Raw genomic sequence first — 19,832 nt, forward strand, 5'->3', positions numbered from 1 at the left:
CCGGTGGGTATAATCGGGCTGACTGGCATCCAGCGGTGTGGTGATGCGTGACTCGAAGACCATCCCCCCCATATAGTTGGTGGTGGTGGTAATGGTTATACCGCTTCCTGATTGTTTCCAGCGGACATGCATAATGTTGGGTAAAATAAATAATGTAATCTATCAACCAAACAATGAAAGAGTCTCCACTTCAGCAAAATGTTTGTCGGTAGTAAAAAGCGGGAGATTATATTGTAGCGCCATGGCGGCTATCCAGATATCATTTTCAGGTATAGGTTTACCCTTTTTCATCAAAGCAGCTTTGATGCTACCATACATGTCTGCCGTGGCACCATCCGGATTTAAAATGATACAGTTACTTAAAAAAATTTGTATTCTGTCAATATGCTTAACAGGATCAGTCGATTTATACGCTCCGTAAAATAATTCACCTATTACTATTAACGGTACATATACTTCTGCAATAGCATCCAACTTTATTGAGACAGCATTATTCTCTCGAAACGCGTGTATAATAACGCTGGTATCAAGCAGACATTTACTTCCAGTCATCGGAATGAATTTGCTCACATCCTTCTTCTATATTTTTTTCCAGTTCATCAGCTTCTTCTTTGGTCCACATTTCGGCAAATGAAGCAAAACTTTTACGACCTACAGCATGCAGTTTACTTTTCGCTATTACGGTTTCAACCTCTGCCAGTACCGCATCATTTTCGATCTTTAATATTTCCTCAATGAGGTATAGTTTTTTTGCTTCTCCAAACATAACCATCTTATTAATTCTCAAATTTACTCTTTTTATCAGCTTTCTTCCTCATAATACAGCTTATAAAACTTCTGGCCGGTTTGTTCGTCGTAGCCGCGTTCGATGAGGTCGCGGCGGCCGTGGATGTAGATGTGGAAGTTCTTATCGAGTTTGAGGATGCTCTTAAAGACTTTGGCCTGCTTCTTTACCGCTGCAAGATTGATATCGAATGATTCATCGATGGCGTAATTGCGGTTGCTTTCGAAATTGCGTTTATAGTTCATGAAGGTATCTACCACCTCCGGATGGTGGATCACCTCTTCGGCAAATTCATTCAGGTTGAACTGGTCGCGGGTTTTGAAATAATCCATTGATTTATTCAGCAGATCTATCTGGTCCGATTTTGAGACATCAAATTTTTCTGCATACTCCTTTTCAATGAAGAGCTTGCAAAGGCCCAGTGCCTGGTTGGTATGATGATAACTATCGGCAAAGGGCTTCACCTGCAGGAAATCATTCACCCAGTATTGTGCGTCCTGCTGTTTGTTGGTATTATCGATGATGCAAACCTTGAAGCCATCGGCCTGGTTGGTGCGGAATACCAGGCAGCCCTTATCGAGTTTATTGATATTGATGCCGTCTTCGGCAGCCACCTCATATCCCTGGCCATGCTGGAACACTTTGAGATAGGTATCCTTGGTCTCCGATTTAAATATGCCAACAGCACGGACCAACTCACCTTCAAAAGGAATCTTGTCGAACAATACCACGTAGAGCTCACCTTCCTTAACCCGGGCATGGGTCGATTTATTATAGAGTAGTTGTGCAAGGAAAACGGATTCGCGGTGAAAGTTGCTGCTGTCTTCAAAAATATTGACAACATAATGGTAGACCTCATTCATGGCAATATCACTGATATGCGTAAAATGATAGTGCTCATTTTCATTAAAGGGATTGAGGAAATATCGGGTAAGAAGTGCTCTTACGATATCATCATTTAAAGTGAGGGGATTGGCGGAGATCTTTAACTCTTCTCCCCTGGTTGGATTACCTACTTTATGTACAATTGCTTTCTCGAGAATAACAGCATCAATTCCGGTCATGGGCCAAAGATAGGGCCTTTGCGATCTTTTTCCAGTAAGGGGCGGTTGGCGAGGAGCTCGCGGTAGCGGCCTTTAAAACGGTTCAGTGCATTCCACTCACTCATGGTACCCGTCTCATGATCGGGATTGCCCATGGTAACATATTGGCGACGCGCATCGCCCTGGAAAAATCCCACTTCTCCCCAGAGTATCCGATCATCATCGAGGTGTGGATTCAGAATGGCATACTGCTCCATGCAAACAACATGATCGCGGTCGAGATAATACACTTCGATATATTCAGTGGAGTCAACAAAATAATGAACTTCAAAAATTATAACGCGACCATTATGCAATGTATAATGCCAGGTCTCCCTGACGGAGCGATCATTCTTGGTGAACTTATTGATATGGAAAGTTTGCTGTGAAAGCAGGGAGAGGCTATCGGCAAGATGCACCACCTCATCAATTCTCGAACGCCAGTCGAACCGCTGTCCGCTGGCTTTTTGCGTGAGTACCAGGCCCACCAACATCGTCATCCATCCCACAAACAGGCGCTTCATTTTCTGCATGTTTTATGATCCCGCTGAATCGTATCAAAATTTACGAAATAATTTGATAAGCCGGGCCGGGACGCCATGGGAAAATCTATTTCATCCTTGCCCATACGATGAAGTCGGTCTGGGGGATATTTTCCACTCCCAGTGCCCGAAGCATATTGACCAGTTGTCCGCGGTGGTAGCTACCATGACTGAAGATGTGCAATAATACATGTGCGATGGGTTGTTCGAAGGGAATGCCTTTCCAGTTCACATATTTGAGGGTAGCATTTAACTGTGATTCTTCCTGGTCGGCGATCCATTTGATCAGTTGTTCATTCTGCACCAGCAGTTGTCCAAGGGCTTCGGCGATATCTCCTTCAAAAGCAGGGAAGGGTCCGGTATCGGGCTCCTTCTTCAGGCGGTTCCACCAGGCTCTGTCGGCATCCCATATATGGGTAAGCGTTTTATGGAGTGAAGGAAAACTGACTGGAATTTCGCGGGTCCAGAGTGCGGAATCCTGTTCTGCTATTTTTTGTCCCAGCAATTGATTGGCCCAATGGTGGTAAGTTGCGTAATCCTGGAGGAGCTGCTTCATTGATTTCGATTAAATTTGGCGAACACTAAATTAAAGAACCCAGCGCAATGGTCAACAAAGATATTCAATTGAAAGGCAAAGGAACGGTAGCAGTACATGGCGGAAATGAACCCGATCCAAATTATGCCCACCTCACCCCGATCTATGCGAGCTCCACATTTTATTTCGATACGGCAGAACAGGGCATGGAAAGATTTGCTGGTGAGGATAAGACGAGGATCTATAGCCGGTGGGGCAATCCATCTTTTAAAGTGGCGGAGCAAAAGATCGCGGCCCTGGAAGCGCATGGCATTACCGGAGCTGATGGCAAACCATTGCAACTTAAGGCACTGCTACATGCAAGCGGACAGGCGGCCATGGCAACCATGTTTCTCAGTAATTTGTCGGCGGGCGATAAGGTGTTGACGCATTATTCTTTGTATGGTGGCACCCAGGAGTTGCTCACCAAAGTGCTTGCTGAAAATAATATCGAAACTGTTATCACCGACCTGCGTGACCCTGAACTGGCCGCGGCTGCCATCAAAGCTGATAAGGCGATAAAGCTTGTGCATATAGAAACGCCGGCCAATCCAACGCTGCAATGTGTTGACCTTGAAATGATATCTGGCATCGCAAAGCAACATCAACTACTGGTGACCGTTGACAATACATTTGCTACGCCTTACCTGCAACAGCCTTTCCGTTATGATGTGGATTATGTTTTTCATTCAACCACTAAATTCCTGAATGGTCATGGCACTGCCATTGGTGGTGTTCTATTGGGAAAGGATCTTGAAAAAATGAATAGCAGGGTCTGGAAATGGTATGTATTGCTGGGTGGCAATTCCAATCCTTTCGATGCCTTCATGCTAACGCAGGGTATGCGCACGCTGGAGCTGCGGATGGAGCGGCACTGCAGTAATGCCATGGCGGTAGCGCAACACCTGGATAAACACGCCGCCATTGAGCAGGTGCTGTATACAGGGCTGCCATCCCACCCCGACCATGCTGTCGCCATGAAACAGATGAAGCACCCGGGCGGTATGCTGAGCTTTGAAGTGAAGGGAGGTGTAGAAGCAGGAAAAAGATTTATCAACCGGCTGCAGATCTGTACAAGGGCTGTTTCACTTGGAACGGTTGATACGCTTATCTCCCACCCTGCATCTATGTCGCACGCGGGCATCCCAAAAGCAGAAAGAGAAAAATACGGCATTACGGATGGACTGATAAGGATGAGTGTGGGCATTGAAAATATCGAGGACATTATCACGGACCTTGATAATGCACTTCAGTCATAAAAAGAACCAAACCAAAACCATTGATATGAAAAAAATCATGACGGCAATTCTTTGCCTTATCGGCACAGGATTGTTTGCGCAGGGCACAACTGATCCCCGCTTAAAAGGACTCGACACCTTAGTGAAACGAATACTGAAGGACTGGTATGCTCCTGGGGTGAGCATTGCCGTTGTAGAGAAGAATAAGGTAGTATATGCAGGAGGTTTTGGATTTCGTGACCTGGAGAAAAAATTACCGGTAACCGGCAATACGCTCTTTGCCATAGGATCCTGCACCAAAGCCTTCACAGCCTCCCTGCTGGGGATGCTGGAAAAAGAAGGGAAGCTGGAGCTCGACAAGCCCGCTACGCAATACCTCCCTGAATTAGGATTTCACAATGAGTACCTGAACAATCATGTTACGCTGCGGGATATGATGACGCATCGCACGGGACTTCCAAGGCATGATATGAGTTGGTATGGATCGTCGGCCAGCAGGATGGAATTACTTAAAAGGATAAAATACCAGGAGCCGAGTAAGGAATTAAGGCAATCATTCCAGTATAATAATTTCATGTTCCTGGCGCAGGGTATGGTAGCAGAAAAGCTTACCGGCAAAAGCTGGGAGCAGAATATACGTGAGCGTATTTTGCAGCCACTTGAAATGAGCACTACCAATTTTTCAGTTAAGGATATGGAGAAGTCTGCCGACCGCTCCCCTGCTTTCACGGTAAAGAAGGATTCTATTATTTCGGTTATACCATACCGCAATATAGATGCTATTGGTCCGGCGGGTTCTATCAACAGCTCTGCCAATGATATGGCCAAATGGCTGATCACCTGGATCAATGGAGGTAAGTACAAAGGCAAGGAAATTATTCCAGCCGGCTATGTATCGCAGGCCATTTCACAGCAGATGGCATTGGACGGAGGCGGGCTGCCACCGGCATTACATCCTGATATACATATGGAGGCATATGGACTAGGTTGGTTCCTCAGTTCTTACCGCGGCCATTACCGCGTTGAGCATGGTGGAGGAATAGATGGCTTTATCACCAGCACGGGCTTTTTCCCAACAGATAGCATTGGAATATTTGTGGTATCGAGCAATGGCAATGTAACAGCGCTGGTGCGGAATTATATTGCCGACAGGATGCTGAAGTTACCTAACCGAAACTGGAACCAGTTGCAACTTGATGCCCGTGCAAAAGGCAGGGCCGCTGCTGCTGCAACGAAGAAAACCAATAGTGACAGTCTGCTCCGGAAGTCCAATGCCAAAGCCCTTCATGCAAAGGCGGACTATGCAGGTAAATATGAAAATCCGGGTTATGGAACGGCGACTGTGAAACTTGAAAGAGATACGTTATGGCTCGATTACAATTCAGGTGGTAAGCAGACCAGTTATCTCGAGCACTACCATTTTGATGTGTATAAGGTACGTGACATGGAGAACCCTGATGATAATGCTACAAGGATCAAGTTCAATACTAATTATGGTGGTGAGATAGAATCCTTTGATGTTGCATTGGAACAGGGCGTGAAGGAAATTGTATTCAGGCGGGAGGCGCCGGCGATGGAAATTTCGAAGGCGGAGCTACAGAAATATTTAGGCGAATATCAATTGCCGGGGATCCTTGCAAACGTTTACCTGCGGGGAGAAAATACGCTGATGCTTTTAGTGCCGGGGCAACCAGATTACGAGCTGGTGCCGGTAAAAAAAGATCTGTTCAAGATCAAGGCGCTGGAAGGATTTAATATCCAGTTTGATCTGAATGATAAGGGCGAAGTAACCAGTATGAATGCCATCCAGCCGAACGGCGTTTTCAAGGCACCAAAGAAATAAATACCAATGATAAAGATCCGCAATGCCACAGCCGCAGACTGTGCGCGTTTACTTGAGCTGATAAAAGAACTGGCAACCTATGAAAAAGCGCCGCAGGAAGTGACGGTGAGCCTTGAGCATTTTACGGAGAGCGGGTTTGGAGAAAACCCGGTGTGGTGGGCCTTTGTGGCGGAGGAAGATAATATAGTGCAGGGCTTTGCACTTTACTATATCCGTTACAGTACATGGAAGGGGCAACGAATGTACCTGGAAGATATACTCGTGACCGAGGCCATGCGTGGACGCGGACTGGGGAAGCTACTGTTTGACAAACTCATTGAAGAAGCAAAGCTTAAGGGCTTCAATGGTATTGTGTGGCAGGTGCTGGAATGGAATGAGCCCGCGATCAATTTTTATAAGAAATACGGGGCGCATTTTGATGCCGAGTGGATCAATTGCTCGTTGGAAATAAATTGATCATACTAACTAACACCATCAACCGATACAGACTTATCGATTTTCAGGATCAGTCCCTGTAAAACTTTTCCTGGTCCAGATTCCGTGAAGGTGGAAGCACCATCGGCAATCATCGACTGAACAGATTGCGTCCACCGCACGGCACCTGTAAGTTGTTCGATAAGGTTATGTTTGATCTCATCTTTATCGAGCACCGCGCGGGCAACCACATTCTGGTAAACGGCGCAGGAAGGCTGCTGAAATTTGGTGGCTTCAATAGCAGCTTTGAGTTCTTCTTTTGCGGGCGCCATGAGTGGGGAATGGAAAGCGCCGCCAACCGGCAACACCAGGGCTCTTTTGGCACCGGCAGCTTTCATTCGTTCACAGGCGATATCAATGCCTTTGACCGTTCCGCTGATGACCAGCTGGCCGGGACAATTATAATTGGCGGGTACAACAATTTCACCGGTTTCTTCCTGCACCTGGCGACAAACCTCTTCCACTTTTTCATCGGCGAGGGCAAGAACTGCTGCCATGGTAGAAGGTTGTATATCGCAGGCTTTCTGCATGGCGATGGCGCGAAGGGAAACCAGTTTGAGGGCGTCTTCAAAAGTTAGGGTGCCATTGGCAACGAGGGCGGAGAATTCACCCAGTGAATGGCCTGCAACCATATCGGGTTTTGCATGGCCTATACCCCGGTAAGCAATAACCGAATGCAGGAAAACTGCGGGCTGCGTAACGTTGGTCTGGCGAAGTTCTTCTTCCGTACCGTTAAACATTATATCAGAGATCCGAAATGAGAGGAGTTCGTTAGCCTGTTCAAATATTCTCTTGGCAAATGCACTGTTCTCATAATGCTCTTTTCCCATCCCCGGGAACTGGGAACCCTGACCGGGAAAAACAAAAGCATGCTTCATAATTATCCTTGTTAGGCGGCAAATATAGTTATTAAGAAGTACTAACTAAGCCTCGAGGAGATCAGTTTGGTGAACTCACTTCTTGTTTCATTCTTCTCAAATTCACCCCAGAATGCGGAGGTGGTAGTAACGGAGTTCTGCTTCTGTACGCCCCGCATCATCATGCATAGATGCTTGGCTTCAATTACCACGGCAACGCCTATTGGATTAAGAGATTCTTTAATAGCGGTAAGAATTTGCTGGGTGAGTCTTTCCTGCACCTGCAGGCGCCTGCTGTAAACATCCACCACGCGGGCGATCTTGCTGAGGCCGGTGATATAGCCGTTAGGGATATACGCAATATGTGCCTTGCCAAAGAAGGGCAGCATGTGATGTTCGCACATGCTGAAAAGTTCTATATCCTTCACGATGATCATCTCACTAACATCTTCATGAAATTTTGCCGATTCAAGAATTGCCTTTGCGTCCATCTGGTATCCCTGGGTGAGATATTGCATGGCCTTGGCAACACGCTCCGGTGTTTTCTGCAATCCCTCCCTGTCAGGATTCTCTCCTAAGAGTTCAAGTGATTCGCGATAATTCTCGATCAGTCCCGACGTGATCTTGTCCTCGTATTGTTCAACCTTATGATATGCCATCTTCCGTGTTTTATAATTAAATATGATCAGCCAATATTTTAAGAAGCAGGGTACTCAACAAAATTCCGTTCTGTTTCATAGAGCCTTATCATCAGGTCGTGCTGTGCATCAATATGCGGCCGAAGCAGATCATAGATAACAATCGCGATGTTTTCAGCTGTTGGATTTAACTGGCTGAATTCAACCGTATCGAGATTGAGATTCTTATGATCGAAGCGTTCGATGATAACAGCATGAATAAGGTCCGAGAGATGTTTCATATCCATCACATAACCAGTATCCTTATCCGGAATACCGGTCACCTTAACTTCGAGGTTATAGTTATGTCCATGGTAATTGGGGTAACTGCATTTACCGAACATCTCCAGGTTCCTGGCTTCGTCCCAACCAGCATGGTAGAGTCTGTGTGCTGCATTAAAATGTTCCTTCCGGAAAACGGCTACTTTATTTCCCATATAATATTATTACCGCTCTCCGCAACTGCAACGGAAGTCTGCCGTCCAAGTTGTTTAGCGTTTTATAGTACAAAGTTTAACAGGACTGTCGCCGGTTTGTTCGCGAATCCAAAAAAAATGGCAACAGATAAAGCGAAATTACAATATCTGCCTGATTTGGTGGGATTTACGACATTTGCCCCAAACTGATCATTTATGCATTGTTTGCTGGTAGCGTCTACCCCCATGGAAATCAATCCCTTTACCGACCATCTCAGTACGACGGAGAAGCTGAACCATATCGATTTTGATGTGGATATTCTGATCACCGGCGTGGGCAGCAATGCGGCAACTTATGGCCTCACGCGCTACCTGCAGCATAAGCGGCCCGACCTGGTGATACAGGCAGGTGTGGCGGGGGCATTCGATGATTCTATTAAACTGGGATCGGTTTTTGCGATCAGGCAGGATGCGTTGGCCGACCAGGGCGTGCAGGAGAAAAATGGTTTTGTGGATGTTTTCGATATGAAACTGGCGCTGGCAAATGAGATCCCATATAAGAAAGGTGTGCTGCCAAATCCCTATACCGAATTGATCAAGAGGACCAGACTGAAAAAAGCAAATGGGATCACCGTGAACGAGGTAACGACCAGTAAAAAAAGGGCGGCGCATTATGTATCACGGTATAAGGCTGATCTCGAATCGATGGAGGGCGCTTCGCTGCATTATGTATGTATCATGGAGCATATCAGTTTTTTGCAGGTGAGGGCTGTTTCAAATTATGTGGGCGAACGAAATAAGAAGAAATGGAATATCCCTCTTGCGATAAATAATCTCAATAAAGAGCTGATCAGGTTACTGGAATCATTGTAGGATCTTATTTATTAATTATGGAACTCAGTTTAGGATTTTCTCCCTGTCCCAATGACACCTTCATCTTTGATGCGCTGGTGAATGGAAAGCTGGATGCAAATCCTTTTACTTTCAGGTTGTATATGGAAGATGTGCAGACGCTGAATGAATGGGCGTTAGAGGGGAAACTCGATTGCACCAAAATCAGTTATGGTGTACTGCCGCTGGTGCTGGATCAATACCGGCTACTGCAATCAGGTGGGGCGCTGGGAACGGGTGTGGGACCGCTGTTGATATCGCGCAAACCTATTCCGCTTAATGATATCGATGGTTTGAGGATTGCGATTCCAGGCCGGCATACGACGGCGAATCTACTATTTTCTCTTGCCTTTCCGGGTGCGATGAATAAGGAGTTCATGGTGTTTCATGAAATTGAACAGGCTGTTATAGATGGAAGGGTTGATGCGGGAGTTATCATTCATGAGAACAGGTTTACCTACCAGCAGAAAGGCTTGCATAAAATAATGGACCTGGGCGAAAATTGGGAGGCAAAACTGCACTGTCCCATTCCGCTGGGTGGGATTGTCATTAAAAAAAGCATTGCTGAAGATGTTGCGTTGCAACTGGAGAGATTGATCACAACGAGTATTGAATATAACTGGAAGCAGTATCCGCAGCTATCTGATTTTATCAGGGAGCATTCACAGGAAATGAGTGAGGAGGTTATGCGGCAGCATATAAATCTTTACGTGAATAATTATTCGCTGGGATTGGGTGAGGCTGGCAATAAGGCGGTTGAACAGTTACTTGCGCTGTATGCGAATATGGAGATGTAATGATTGTTCATGGGTTTTAAGGATTATTCCGGGGCTTGACCACCCGGCTTTAGCGCGGCCGAATAAACCTGCAGGCAACGTTTCCTGGCAACATCATGATCCACTATCGGTGAGGGGTATTCGAGACTATCAAATTCAGGGATCCACTTCCTGATATAGACGCCTTTGGGGTCAAATTTTTCTGTCTGCAGGTATGGGTTAAATATCCTGAAATATGGCGCTGCATCGCAACCGCTTCCTGCCGCCCACTGCCATCCCCCATTATTGGCTGCGAAATCATAATCGAGTAGTTTTTTGGCAAAATAAGCTTCGCCCCAACGCCAGTCGATCAGCAGGTGCTTGGTTAAAAAAGAGGCAACGATCATTCTCACGCGGTTGTGCATGAAGCCGGTTTCATTGAGTTCGCGCATCCCCGCATCCACGATAGGATATCCCGTTGTACCATTACACCAGTGTGCAAATTCATTTTCATTATTGCGCCAATGGATGAGATCATACTCCGCCCTGAAAGCCCTGCCCCTGCTCACATATGGAAAATGATGGAGGATCATGTGGTAGAAATCGCGCCAGATGAGTTCGTTGAAGAATGTTTCATTGAGGGGCTGCACTTTGCGGGCCAGTTCGCGGATACTGATCGTTCCAAAACGCAGATGAATTCCCAACCTTGACGTGCTCCTGATGCCGGGGAAGTTTCGCTGCTCCGTATATTTTCTCACCAGGGTTTCATTTAGTTCCGTTGTAGGGAAATCAATGTTTACGGGCTGAAATCCCATCGACTCCAGCGATGGCAGGGCTATTGGTTTCTGTTTATAAAAGGCTGCTGCATATTCATGTGTTGGATAGGAGCGCAGATAGAATTCATTGACGGTTGCTTTCCATCGTTTGCTATAGGGAGTGAACACAGTGTAAGGGCGACCATCATCTTTGATCACTTCATTTTTTTCAAAGATCACCTGGTCTTTGTAGTGATGAAAGCTTGCTCCAGCTTCCTTTAACTGTGTTTCAATTGCTGTATCACGGTCGAGGGCATATTGCTCATAGTCGTGGTTGGTGAAAACGGCCTGGATGGAATATTGTTGGAGCAGGTCTTTAAACACCTGAGCGGGGGTTCCATAACGGACATCCATAGTTGAACCCATTGCCAGGAGTTGGTCCTGCATATTACTGAGCGCCTGGTGGATAAAGCTTACGCGGGCATCTGCTTTTTCTTCGAGGTCGCCGAGGATGTTACGATCAAAAATAAAGATGGGGAGAACTGGATATCCCGATTTCAGGGCATGGTATAAGGCTGCATTATCGGAGAGCCGGAGGTCACGGCGAAACCACATTATTGCGAGGGGCTCTTTATGCATAGTTGTTTTGTTGTTTACAACAAAGCATGGTGCAGTTGGTTCAATCTGTTATCCCGAAAAGAGGTTTAATGAAGAGGTGGTATAATTCGAGGGAGAGGTTAGCAGTATAATTTTTGTTACCGATCGATTTTATCCACCGGATGCCATAGGTTGAATTGGTCAGGAAAACTTCATCAGCATTTTCGAGATCGGCGGGTTGGATGGCTATTTCCTGTACATCCCTGTTATTGGCTTTTAATTTTTCCAAAAGATAACGGCGCATTATGCCAGCCACGCAACCTTCTTCGAGTGCAGGGGTTGTGATCTTATTTCCCGACACCAGAAATACGTTTGCGATGGTGCTATCAGAAATCCTTCCTGCATTATTAAGGACAAGCGCATCATTCCATTTTTGATTTTTCGCCTCCAGGGCACCCATTATATACGGAAGGTAATTATTGGTTTTGCTGTTGGCGAGAATATCTATCGATTTTCTTGCCTTATCGTGGATACCCACTACCAGTCCATTTTCATTCCAGTGATGATTGGCTTCGGGGAGGCTCCAGCTTTGGATGATGTGGTGGGGATAATGATTTTCGGAATCATAGAGTCCGCCGTTGCCGCGGAAGACCATGAGCCTTATCCGTGCGAGTTTTCCATGGCCGTTGCGATGCACCAATTGAAGGATACGATCCAGGAAATAAGATGGGTTGATATGGGTGGGAAGCTCAAACTGCAGCAGGTGAAGGGCATCAAACAAGCGTTGCATGTGATAATCGCCGAGCTGGATGGTATCGCGGTTCACCTTCATTGTTTCGAAGAGTCCGTCACCATATCTCAGGGCGCGACTGGATGCCCCTACCACCATTTTATCATCGCGATAAAACTGACCATCCTGGAAGAGCAACTGCGACATTGTTTATACCTTTTAACAGGTATAAACTTACATTGTTTTTGTTTGCTTTTGTTTGTGCAGCATAAAGGCCACAATAGAAAACGTTGCAAAGAGCAGCAGGAGCAGCAGTAAGGGGATGATGGGATATAACTGCGCGGTGAGGTTATAGCTTGTATCCTGGTATTCTGGAACAGAAATGCCGCTATTCTGCGCTTTGAGCGATTTGATCACCAATTGCGGCAGGTATTTGAACAGATTCATAGTAAAAGGTTGAGACCCAAAAGTACAGCGGCGCTGCACTCTGTCATACCCGGAAAAGGAACATGGCACCCCCGTATTTTCCCCCTCCCGGGATTACCCGTCTGACGCCTGTCATGACATAAGTCAGACAGGGTTCCTTCAAGTTGCCTGAACCTGAGGCCTACCCATCTGACGCCTGTCCTGACAGGCGTCAGATGGGTAATGGAATTATTTGAACTTCTTCTTCAGTTCCATCAGCTTGGACTGGAATTCATTGGCCGGGGCGGCTTTCGGCGCCTTGGGAGCAGCCGGCTTTGGTGCAGCGGGGGCGGCCGTGGTACGGGCATGCTCTTTCATGGAGAGGCCGATCCGCTTGCGGGCAACATCCACCTCGGTGACGGTTACAGTTACTTTTTGCTGGAGCTTCACCACTGTGGAGGGATCACTCACATAGGTATTGCTGAGTTGGGATACATGCACCAGTCCATCCTGCTTTACGCCGATATCCACAAACACGCCGAACTTGGTAATATTGGTTACAACGCCGGGAACCACCATCCCCTGCTTCACGTCTTCAATTGTTTTAATGGTGTCATCAAAACGAAATTCCTCGATGGGGGCACGGGGATCACGGCCCGGCTTCTCGAGTTCACGAAGGATATCTTCAATGGTGAATTCACCGATCGATTCTGAAATATATTTTTTCCGGTTGATCTGCTTTCTTAGTTCAGCCTGTTTGATAAGATCGGTAACCGAGCATCCAAGATCTTTTGCCATCGCTTCCACCACATGATAGCTCTCGGGGTGAACAGCACTGTTATCGAGCGGATTGGAGGCATCACGGATGCGCAGGAAACCCGCGCACTGCTCATAGGTTTTAGGGCCCATCAGGCTCACCTTTTTCACCTCATCCCTAGAATTGAATGCACCATTTTTTGTTCTGTACTCAACAATATTTTTTGCAAGTGTTGCACTCAATCCAGATACATAAGTGAGCAGATGTTTGCTGGCAGTATTGAGGTCTACACCAACATGGTTCACGCAACTTTCAACCACGCGGTCGAGGCTTTCCTTTAACCGGGTCTGGTTAACGTCATGCTGGTATTGTCCCACGCCTATTGATTTCGCATCAATCTTAACGAGCTCGCTGAGTGGATCAAGCAATCTCCTCCCGATGCTGACGGCACCGCGCACAGTAACATCCTGGTCAGGAAATTCTTCGCGCGCAACATCCGAGGCCGAATAAATAGATGCACCACTTTCATTCACCTGGAAAACACTCACTGGCTTTCCAAAATCAATGCTCCGTACCAATGTTTCTGTTTCACGTCCGGCGGTTCCATTTCCAATTCCAATAGCTTCTATATCATATCGATCAACCAGTTGACGGATCGTGGCGATGCTGCCCTGCCAGTCGTTCTGCGGCGGGTGCGGGTATACGGCAGTGTTATACACAAGTGCGCCCTGTGCATCAAGGCAAACCAGTTTGCAACCTGTACGGAAACCGGGATCAAGTGCCATCACCCTTTTTGATCCAAGCGGTGATGCCAGCATTAGCTGGCGCAGGTTTTCTGCAAACACATGAATGGCCTCTTCATCGGCAGAAGTTTTGCTGTTCATGCGGAACTCATTTTCGATAGAAGGTTTTAGCAGCCTGTCGAAACTATCGGTAATGGCAGTTTTCACTTCAGCAGCAGCCGCAGTATTATTCTTTACGAATATCCTTTCCAGTGAGTCGACACCAGTTGCCTTATCAATATTGATATCCATGATAAGGAATCCTTCCTTTTCACCGCGGCGGATGGCGAGTATGCGATGGGAGGGACATTTAGCCAGGGCTTCATTGAACTCAAAATAATCACGGTATTTCTGAGCTTCTGTTTCTTCCTTTTTTGAGCTCAACACTTTTGACGTAAGGATGGCTCCATCCTGGAATTGTTTCCGGATAATATTACGCGCCTGTTCATTTTCTGCAACCCATTCGGCAATGATATCGCGCGCACCCTGCAGGGCATCTTTAATTTCTTTGACCTCTTCATTCAAAAATGCACCCGCTTCTTTTTGCAGGTCGATATTGCCCTGTTCAAAGATCAGTTTGGCGAGGGGTTCCAATCCCTTTTCAATGGCCTGTGTTGCGCGTGTTTTGCGTTTGGGTTTGTAGGGAAGGTAAATATCTTCCAGGGCGGTAGCATCAAGGCATTCCTCGATACGATTTTTCAATTCAGGGGTCAGTTTGCCGAGGCCTTCGATGGTTTTGAGAACAGTATCTTTTCTTTTGTGGAGTTCAGTATAATATTTTACTTCTTCAACGATATCATTGATGGCCACTTCATCGAGGTTGCCCGTTGCTTCTTTTCTGTATCGCGCCATAAAAGGAACGGTTGCTCCTTCGGCCTGCAGGTCATACACATTGTTAACCTGCTTGAGTGAAAGAGAAAGTTTTTTAGCGATTACCGCTATATATTTTGATTCCATTTTTGTTTGTTTCAATTTTTTCGGATCGCAAATATAAGGGGATGCGACTATCCCTCCAGTATCCTTGCCAGCAATCCATTCACTTCTTCCGACCTGTTCATCACCATCAGGTGCCCGCCGCCGGGAATGGTATGGGTGGGTTTCACATAGCGCACAGGAAGCAGGTGATCACCCGAGCCATGAATATGATGGCAATCGGCTGGGATGTCAGTAGCTTTCCAACTAAGTATTGCACCCAATGCCCATCTGATAAAAGCAGGATCGGATTCGCTGATAATTTTTCTGAGCAGTGCTTTATCCTCATCCGTTTCGGTGGTGAAGATGCGTCGGGCGAGGGAAGCATTTTTAAAAAGGGAGATCGGCAGTATCTTATGGACTTTTAAAGGTGCTACAATTTTATAATAGAAAGGTAATTGTGCGGGTGATGAAATACTCGCAATCAGGATGGTATGTTTTGGTTTGAAGAGTCGACTTATTTCAGCAGCCAGCATGCCGCCGAAAGATAATCCCACCAGTCCCCAGTTTTCATTCATATCAATTTTTTCTGCCAACCGAATGGCATAATCATGCAGGCTTTCAGTGGGGTGGGGAGGAATCCAATCGATATGCACCATCTCATATCCATCGGGTAAATGGATATGGCGGAACACTCTTTTATCAGCACCTAAACCTGGAATAAAATACAGTTTCATAAGCTCCCTTCTAGAATTGTAACTTTACCGTGCAATAAAGCTTGCTATGGATATAAAAAATAATATACTTGAAACGATCGGCAATACCCCGCTGATCCGTCTGAACAAAATTACTAAAGACCTGCCCGGCACTATTCTCGCCAAGGTAGATTATTTCAATCCGGGAAACTCCATCAAAGACCGCATGGCGCTGAAAATGGTGGAGGTAGCCGAAAAAGAAGGCAAGATCAAACCGGGTGGAACCATTATCGAATGCACCAGTGGCAATACCGGAATGGGATTGGCACTGGCAGCAGTGGTGAAGGGATACAAATGCATATTCACCACTACCGATAAACAGAGCAAGGAAAAAATGGATATCCTCAAAGCTGTTGGTGCAGAGGTGATTGTTTGTCCCACTAATGTAGAACCCGACGATCCCCGCTCCTATTATTCAGTTGCGCAAAGGCTTGCAAGGGAGATCCCCAATTCCTATCATTTCAACCAGTATGATAACCTGGCCAATCGTTTAGCACATTATGAAACAACCGGGCCAGAGATCTGGCGTCAAACCGATGGCACCATCACGCATCTTGTTTGCACAGCAGGAACCGGTGGAACGGTAACAGGTACTGCGCAATACCTGAAGGAGATGAACCCCGATATACAGATCTGGGCAGTGGATGTTTATGGATCATTGCTCACAAAATATTTCCGCACCGGTGAAGTGGATATGGGGGAAGTGCATCCTTATATTTCAGAGGGATTCGGGGAGGATTTCGTACCACAGAATTATGATATGAGTGTGATCGATCATTTTGAACAGGTCACTGATAAAGATGGCGCTATCATGGCGCGTAAGCTTGCCAAAGAAGAAGGATTATTCTGCGGATATAGTGCAGGAAGTTGTATACAGGGATTGATGCAACTGAAAGACCGCCTTAAACCAACTGATGTGGTGGTATGCATATTCCATGATCATGGTAGCCGCTATGTGGGTAAGATCTATAATGACCAGTGGATGCAGGAAAGAGGATTCCTTGATGTAAAAACTTTTAAGGATATCGTAAACGGCAGGGGCACCAATAAGAAGTTGATAAGTCTGGCCCCTGAGCATACCGTTGCCGAAGCGGTGGACCTTATGCGTAAATACGATATCGAGCATATACCTGTATTGAACGGGAATGGATTTGTGGGATCTATCAGTGAAGGGGGATTATTCCAGAAAGTTTTTTCGAATCCTGATATCAAGCATGAAAAAGTTGGATCGGTGATGGAAGCGGCCTTTCCAATTGTGGACTTTCTGACCCCGGTTGAGAAGTTAAGTACACTGATAAATCGCGAAAATGGCGCAGTGTTGAGCAAGGACGAAGCGGGTAATTTCCACATTGTGACCAAGTACGATGTGATTCAGGCCATGGGCAAGTAAATAGATCAATTTCAATGAAACTCAATCCGGGTAAGGCTTTCGCAGTATCCGGATTATTTATACTCCTGCGATTCACGTAGATCTACGAAGCTCAACTACGTATACTCCCGGTAGATAATTCTGTAAGCTTACTAAAATTGCAGTAAATACCGAACTGTTAAAAATGAGCAAATGCGCTCTTGCCTACCAATATTATGCCGACTACATTTGTATCAGAAGTTGATTGATCATTCAATCGTTCCAATATCCTGACGAAGAGCATCAAAATATCCAAGATCCAGAAATTCCAGAGACCAATTCCTTAGAAAAACAGTATCACCAAAAATCCAGTATCAGTCAACTTCCTTTTTTTTCTTTATCCTTAGAAAGACCAAAAACCGAAATCAGCATCAGATCCATGAATCCTACGTAAAAACCGAAAAAAGAAATCAGCACCATCCTAAATCCTAAAGAAAGACCGTAGAAAAATCAGCACCAAGATCCTAATGAATGCCGAACGAAGAAACCCCTGAAACCATGGCCTAAAACCATTGTACAGTAACCAACGTCCAAATCTTACTACGGATGGTTTCAGAGATCCAATGTTCTGGTGAAGACCAAGACCAAGTCCTTAAAAACCACTTAAAATCCGGTACCCTCCTGCCCTGCTTCTAGTCCAAGTTGTAAGGCAGGAGGACCAAAGTGGTCTTTCAGGTGTATTTTTGACAAAACACCTGCATGACTTTCATTACCGACCAAACCGGTAACAGCCTCCAGCTAGATTCCATCCCCCAACGAATTATTTCACTGGTACCATCACAAACAGAGTTGCTCTATAGCCTTGGGCTAAACGATGAAGTGGTAGGTATCACCCGATTTTGTATACATCCCCAAATATGGCACCAGGGTAAAACCCGTATTGGTGGCACCAAAGATCCTGACATCCTTAAGATCATTTCGCTTAAACCTGATCTTGTAATTGCCAATAAGGAAGAAAATATCCGTGAACATGTTGAGGAGATATCCAAGTATGTACCGGTATACATAAGTGATGTATATAATTTACCTACAGCCATTGAAATGATCGGCGCATTAGGAGAGATCACAGGGCGGCCAGAGGCAGCACTCGAAATGACCAGGCTGATCACGGAGAGGTTCAGTCAGTTAATTCCGGTTAATTATATGCCCGCAACCGCCTACCTGATCTGGAAAGACCCCTGGATGGCGGCGGGTGGTGATACCTTCATCAGTGATATGATGGAGAGGTGCGGATTCATGAATATTTACAAAGCAACAAGCCGGTACCCCGAAATCACAATACAAGAATTGAAAGAAAAGCAATGCCGGCTTTTACTGCTTTCCTCCGAGCCTTACCCATTCCGGCAAAAGCACCTGGAAGCACTGCAGGCGGAGCTCCCTGAAACCCGCATACTGCTGGTAGATGGAAGTTATTTCAGCTGGTATGGAAGCCGGCTGCTGGAAGCCCCTGCCTATTTTTCATTATATTCCCGTCAGAATGTATATCCAGTATTATGACGCTAATCTCCCCAGTGGAGAGAATCACCGGCCATCGAAGAAGAAGCCGATGTTCAAGGTGAATGAACGGCTGCGCGAATATCTCAACCAGCATGGTCGTGGCGTGCGCTTACCGGTTGAATACCGCGACCTTCAGCGCTTTACTTATTCTCTCCCCCTGAAAGATAAAGAAGGCAATGACACTGCCTGGGAGACGGTTATCTATGACCTGCGGGAATGGGATTATATCAGGGAGGGATTGATTGGTATTTATGCTAATCTGAAGACGGAAGGTGATATGACCTTCAGCAAGCATCTTGATGTGGCGAGGATCGATTTCTGTGGCTTTGGTAACTCGCAGCCATTCCGGATCCGGATCGTGAACAAATTCAACGATAATTACGACCACTATTATATCAAGATCGCGGATGCATCGCGGATCTATGGATTGGAACTGGAGCACTTGCTCTCCCCCAACAGGATCAAATTCCTGATCAGCAAGGAAACGCTGGTGGAGGAGCATATTCCAGGGATACCGGGCGACCTGTTCTCTGCCAATTACCTGGAACGTCCGGATACCAATAAGATCAGGCTGGCAAAGGAATTCGTCAAATTCAATGAGCGTTGTTTTGTGAGGCTGCTGGGAGATATGCGCAGCTATAACTGGGTGATAGATATTACCCCTGATATTGAAGATTACCAGTACCGGATCAGGGCAATTGATTTTGACCAGCAATCGTATGAGGGGCGGAAAAATCTTTATCTACCGCAATATTTCAAGGAGAATAATCCCTTTGTTGATGTTACCCTGAAATACCTCAACAAGGATTCTATTGAGCAGTACCAGACGGAGGAAAGGACCATGATCGCCTTCAGGCTGGCCTCCGCGCGATACCGGGTAAAAGAACTGCTGGATATCATGATCCGCGATACTATATCCACCCCGGAAAAAACGATGCAGCTTGCGCGGGAGCTGAGTGAGTTCCATAATTTCCACCCCGGACTTTTGCGAAGCAATACCATGGGCCGGCTGGTGAAGGAACACCTGAAGGTTTGCCTGCGGAAAAACCTGCTGATGATTCCCCGGCTACAGGGGAAAATAGCTGATTGAAATACTATCAG

At 46.2% G+C, this 19,832-nt stretch carries 21 protein-coding genes; 8 read left to right on the plus strand and 13 right to left on the minus strand.

Translation table 11 applies throughout. The features are described from left to right. Positions 1-162 precede the first annotated feature (162 nt). From HY58_RS16370 to HY58_RS16390, 5 genes are all read right to left on the minus strand, one after another. On the minus strand, positions 163-552 hold the full coding sequence (locus tag HY58_RS16370; RefSeq protein WP_039134529.1) for a type II toxin-antitoxin system VapC family toxin: 390 nt from the start codon (positions 550-552) through the stop codon (positions 163-165). After that, positions 539-787, minus strand: a complete 249-nt coding sequence (locus HY58_RS16375) for a hypothetical protein (protein ID WP_216593825.1) — start codon at positions 785-787, stop codon at positions 539-541. The genes HY58_RS16370 and HY58_RS16375 overlap by 14 nt, the downstream gene beginning before the upstream one ends. 14 nt (positions 788-801) lie before the next feature. Continuing rightward, positions 802-1,848 carry a nucleoid-associated protein gene (locus HY58_RS16380; RefSeq protein WP_039134542.1) on the minus strand — a complete coding sequence of 349 codons (1,047 nt, stop codon included), beginning with the start codon at positions 1,846-1,848 and terminating at the stop codon, positions 802-804. After that, positions 1,845-2,390, minus strand: a complete 546-nt coding sequence (locus tag HY58_RS16385) for a hypothetical protein (RefSeq protein ID WP_156123731.1) — start codon at positions 2,388-2,390, stop codon at positions 1,845-1,847. Before HY58_RS16385 ends, HY58_RS16380 begins: the two co-directional genes overlap by 4 nt. A gap of 85 nt (positions 2,391-2,475) precedes the next feature. Continuing rightward, the gene (locus HY58_RS16390; protein ID WP_039134545.1) at positions 2,476-2,964 is read right to left on the minus strand and encodes a DinB family protein; all 489 of its coding nucleotides are present in this window, start codon (positions 2,962-2,964) and stop codon (positions 2,476-2,478) included. 47 nt (positions 2,965-3,011) lie between these two features. Here HY58_RS16390 and HY58_RS16395 point away from each other — a divergent pair, with 47 nt between their 5' ends. Genes HY58_RS16395 through HY58_RS16405 form a run of 3 tightly spaced genes read left to right on the plus strand, consistent with a single transcriptional unit; the run spans position 3,012 to position 6,519 of the window. Next, positions 3,012-4,241 (plus strand): PLP-dependent aspartate aminotransferase family protein, encoded by a 1,230-nt coding sequence (locus tag HY58_RS16395; protein ID WP_052324229.1) that lies wholly within the window; start codon positions 3,012-3,014, stop codon positions 4,239-4,241. Between the two features lie 25 nt (positions 4,242-4,266). Beyond that, on the plus strand, positions 4,267-6,063 hold the full coding sequence (locus HY58_RS16400) for a serine hydrolase (RefSeq protein WP_039134826.1): 1,797 nt from the start codon (positions 4,267-4,269) through the stop codon (positions 6,061-6,063). Between the two features lie 6 nt (positions 6,064-6,069). Continuing rightward, positions 6,070-6,519, plus strand: a complete 450-nt coding sequence (locus tag HY58_RS16405; RefSeq protein ID WP_039134547.1) for a GNAT family N-acetyltransferase — start codon at positions 6,070-6,072, stop codon at positions 6,517-6,519. A 5-nt stretch (positions 6,520-6,524) separates the two neighbouring features. Here the strand turns inward: HY58_RS16405 and fabD are convergent, their stop codons facing one another. Genes fabD through HY58_RS16420 form a run of 3 tightly spaced genes read right to left on the minus strand, consistent with a single transcriptional unit; the run spans position 6,525 to position 8,508 of the window. Then, positions 6,525-7,415: an ACP S-malonyltransferase gene (fabD, locus tag HY58_RS16410; protein WP_039134548.1), complete on the minus strand. Its 891-nt coding sequence runs from the start codon at positions 7,413-7,415 to the stop codon at positions 6,525-6,527. Positions 7,416-7,456: 41 nt separating this feature from the next. After that, positions 7,457-8,053, minus strand: coding sequence for a GTP cyclohydrolase I FolE (gene folE / locus HY58_RS16415; RefSeq protein WP_039134551.1), 597 nt, complete (start codon positions 8,051-8,053; stop codon positions 7,457-7,459). Between the two features lie 38 nt (positions 8,054-8,091). Then, positions 8,092-8,508 (minus strand): 6-carboxytetrahydropterin synthase, encoded by a 417-nt coding sequence (locus HY58_RS16420; RefSeq protein ID WP_039134552.1) that lies wholly within the window; start codon positions 8,506-8,508, stop codon positions 8,092-8,094. A gap of 195 nt (positions 8,509-8,703) precedes the next feature. Between HY58_RS16420 and mqnB the strand changes: the two genes are divergently transcribed. After that, positions 8,704-9,360 carry a futalosine hydrolase gene (gene mqnB / locus HY58_RS16425; protein WP_072037644.1) on the plus strand — a complete coding sequence of 219 codons (657 nt, stop codon included), beginning with the start codon at positions 8,704-8,706 and terminating at the stop codon, positions 9,358-9,360. Positions 9,361-9,377: 17 nt separating this feature from the next. Next, positions 9,378-10,175 (plus strand): 1,4-dihydroxy-6-naphthoate synthase, encoded by a 798-nt coding sequence (locus HY58_RS16430; RefSeq protein WP_039134554.1) that lies wholly within the window; start codon positions 9,378-9,380, stop codon positions 10,173-10,175. A gap of 23 nt (positions 10,176-10,198) precedes the next feature. Here the strand turns inward: HY58_RS16430 and HY58_RS16435 are convergent, their stop codons facing one another. The 5 genes from HY58_RS16435 to HY58_RS16455 all read right to left on the minus strand — a co-directional run bounded on the left by HY58_RS16435 (position 10,199) and on the right by HY58_RS16455 (position 15,808). Then, positions 10,199-11,527 carry a deoxyribodipyrimidine photo-lyase gene (locus HY58_RS16435; RefSeq protein WP_039134556.1) on the minus strand — a complete coding sequence of 443 codons (1,329 nt, stop codon included), beginning with the start codon at positions 11,525-11,527 and terminating at the stop codon, positions 10,199-10,201. Positions 11,528-11,567: 40 nt separating this feature from the next. Further along, positions 11,568-12,422 carry an aminotransferase class IV gene (locus HY58_RS16440; RefSeq protein ID WP_039134558.1) on the minus strand — a complete coding sequence of 285 codons (855 nt, stop codon included), beginning with the start codon at positions 12,420-12,422 and terminating at the stop codon, positions 11,568-11,570. Between the two features lie 27 nt (positions 12,423-12,449). Further along, a complete protein-coding gene (locus HY58_RS16445; protein WP_039134560.1) occupies positions 12,450-12,662 on the minus strand; it encodes a hypothetical protein in 213 nt (70 codons plus the stop codon). Between the two features lie 207 nt (positions 12,663-12,869). Next, the gene (locus tag HY58_RS16450) at positions 12,870-15,116 is read right to left on the minus strand and encodes a Tex family protein (RefSeq protein ID WP_039134563.1); all 2,247 of its coding nucleotides are present in this window, start codon (positions 15,114-15,116) and stop codon (positions 12,870-12,872) included. Between the two features lie 47 nt (positions 15,117-15,163). Next, a complete protein-coding gene (locus HY58_RS16455; RefSeq protein WP_039134565.1) occupies positions 15,164-15,808 on the minus strand; it encodes an alpha/beta fold hydrolase in 645 nt (214 codons plus the stop codon). A gap of 46 nt (positions 15,809-15,854) precedes the next feature. On the opposite strand from HY58_RS16455, the gene HY58_RS16460 reads away from it, so the two are divergent. From HY58_RS16460 to HY58_RS16470, 3 genes are all read left to right on the plus strand, one after another. Beyond that, positions 15,855-17,216, plus strand: coding sequence for a pyridoxal-phosphate dependent enzyme (locus tag HY58_RS16460; protein ID WP_039134567.1), 1,362 nt, complete (start codon positions 15,855-15,857; stop codon positions 17,214-17,216). Between the two features lie 717 nt (positions 17,217-17,933). Then, positions 17,934-18,731 (plus strand): ABC transporter substrate-binding protein, encoded by a 798-nt coding sequence (locus tag HY58_RS16465; RefSeq protein ID WP_039134570.1) that lies wholly within the window; start codon positions 17,934-17,936, stop codon positions 18,729-18,731. Beyond that, entirely contained in the window at positions 18,637-19,821 is a 1,185-nt protein-coding gene (locus tag HY58_RS16470; protein ID WP_253271598.1) for a hypothetical protein, read from the plus strand. The genes HY58_RS16465 and HY58_RS16470 overlap by 95 nt, the downstream gene beginning before the upstream one ends. Positions 19,822-19,832: the final 11 nt, after the last annotated feature.

It is taken from the genome of Flavihumibacter sp. ZG627, from assembly GCF_000814325.1.
Classification (GTDB): Bacteria; Bacteroidota; Bacteroidia; order Chitinophagales; family Chitinophagaceae; genus Flavihumibacter.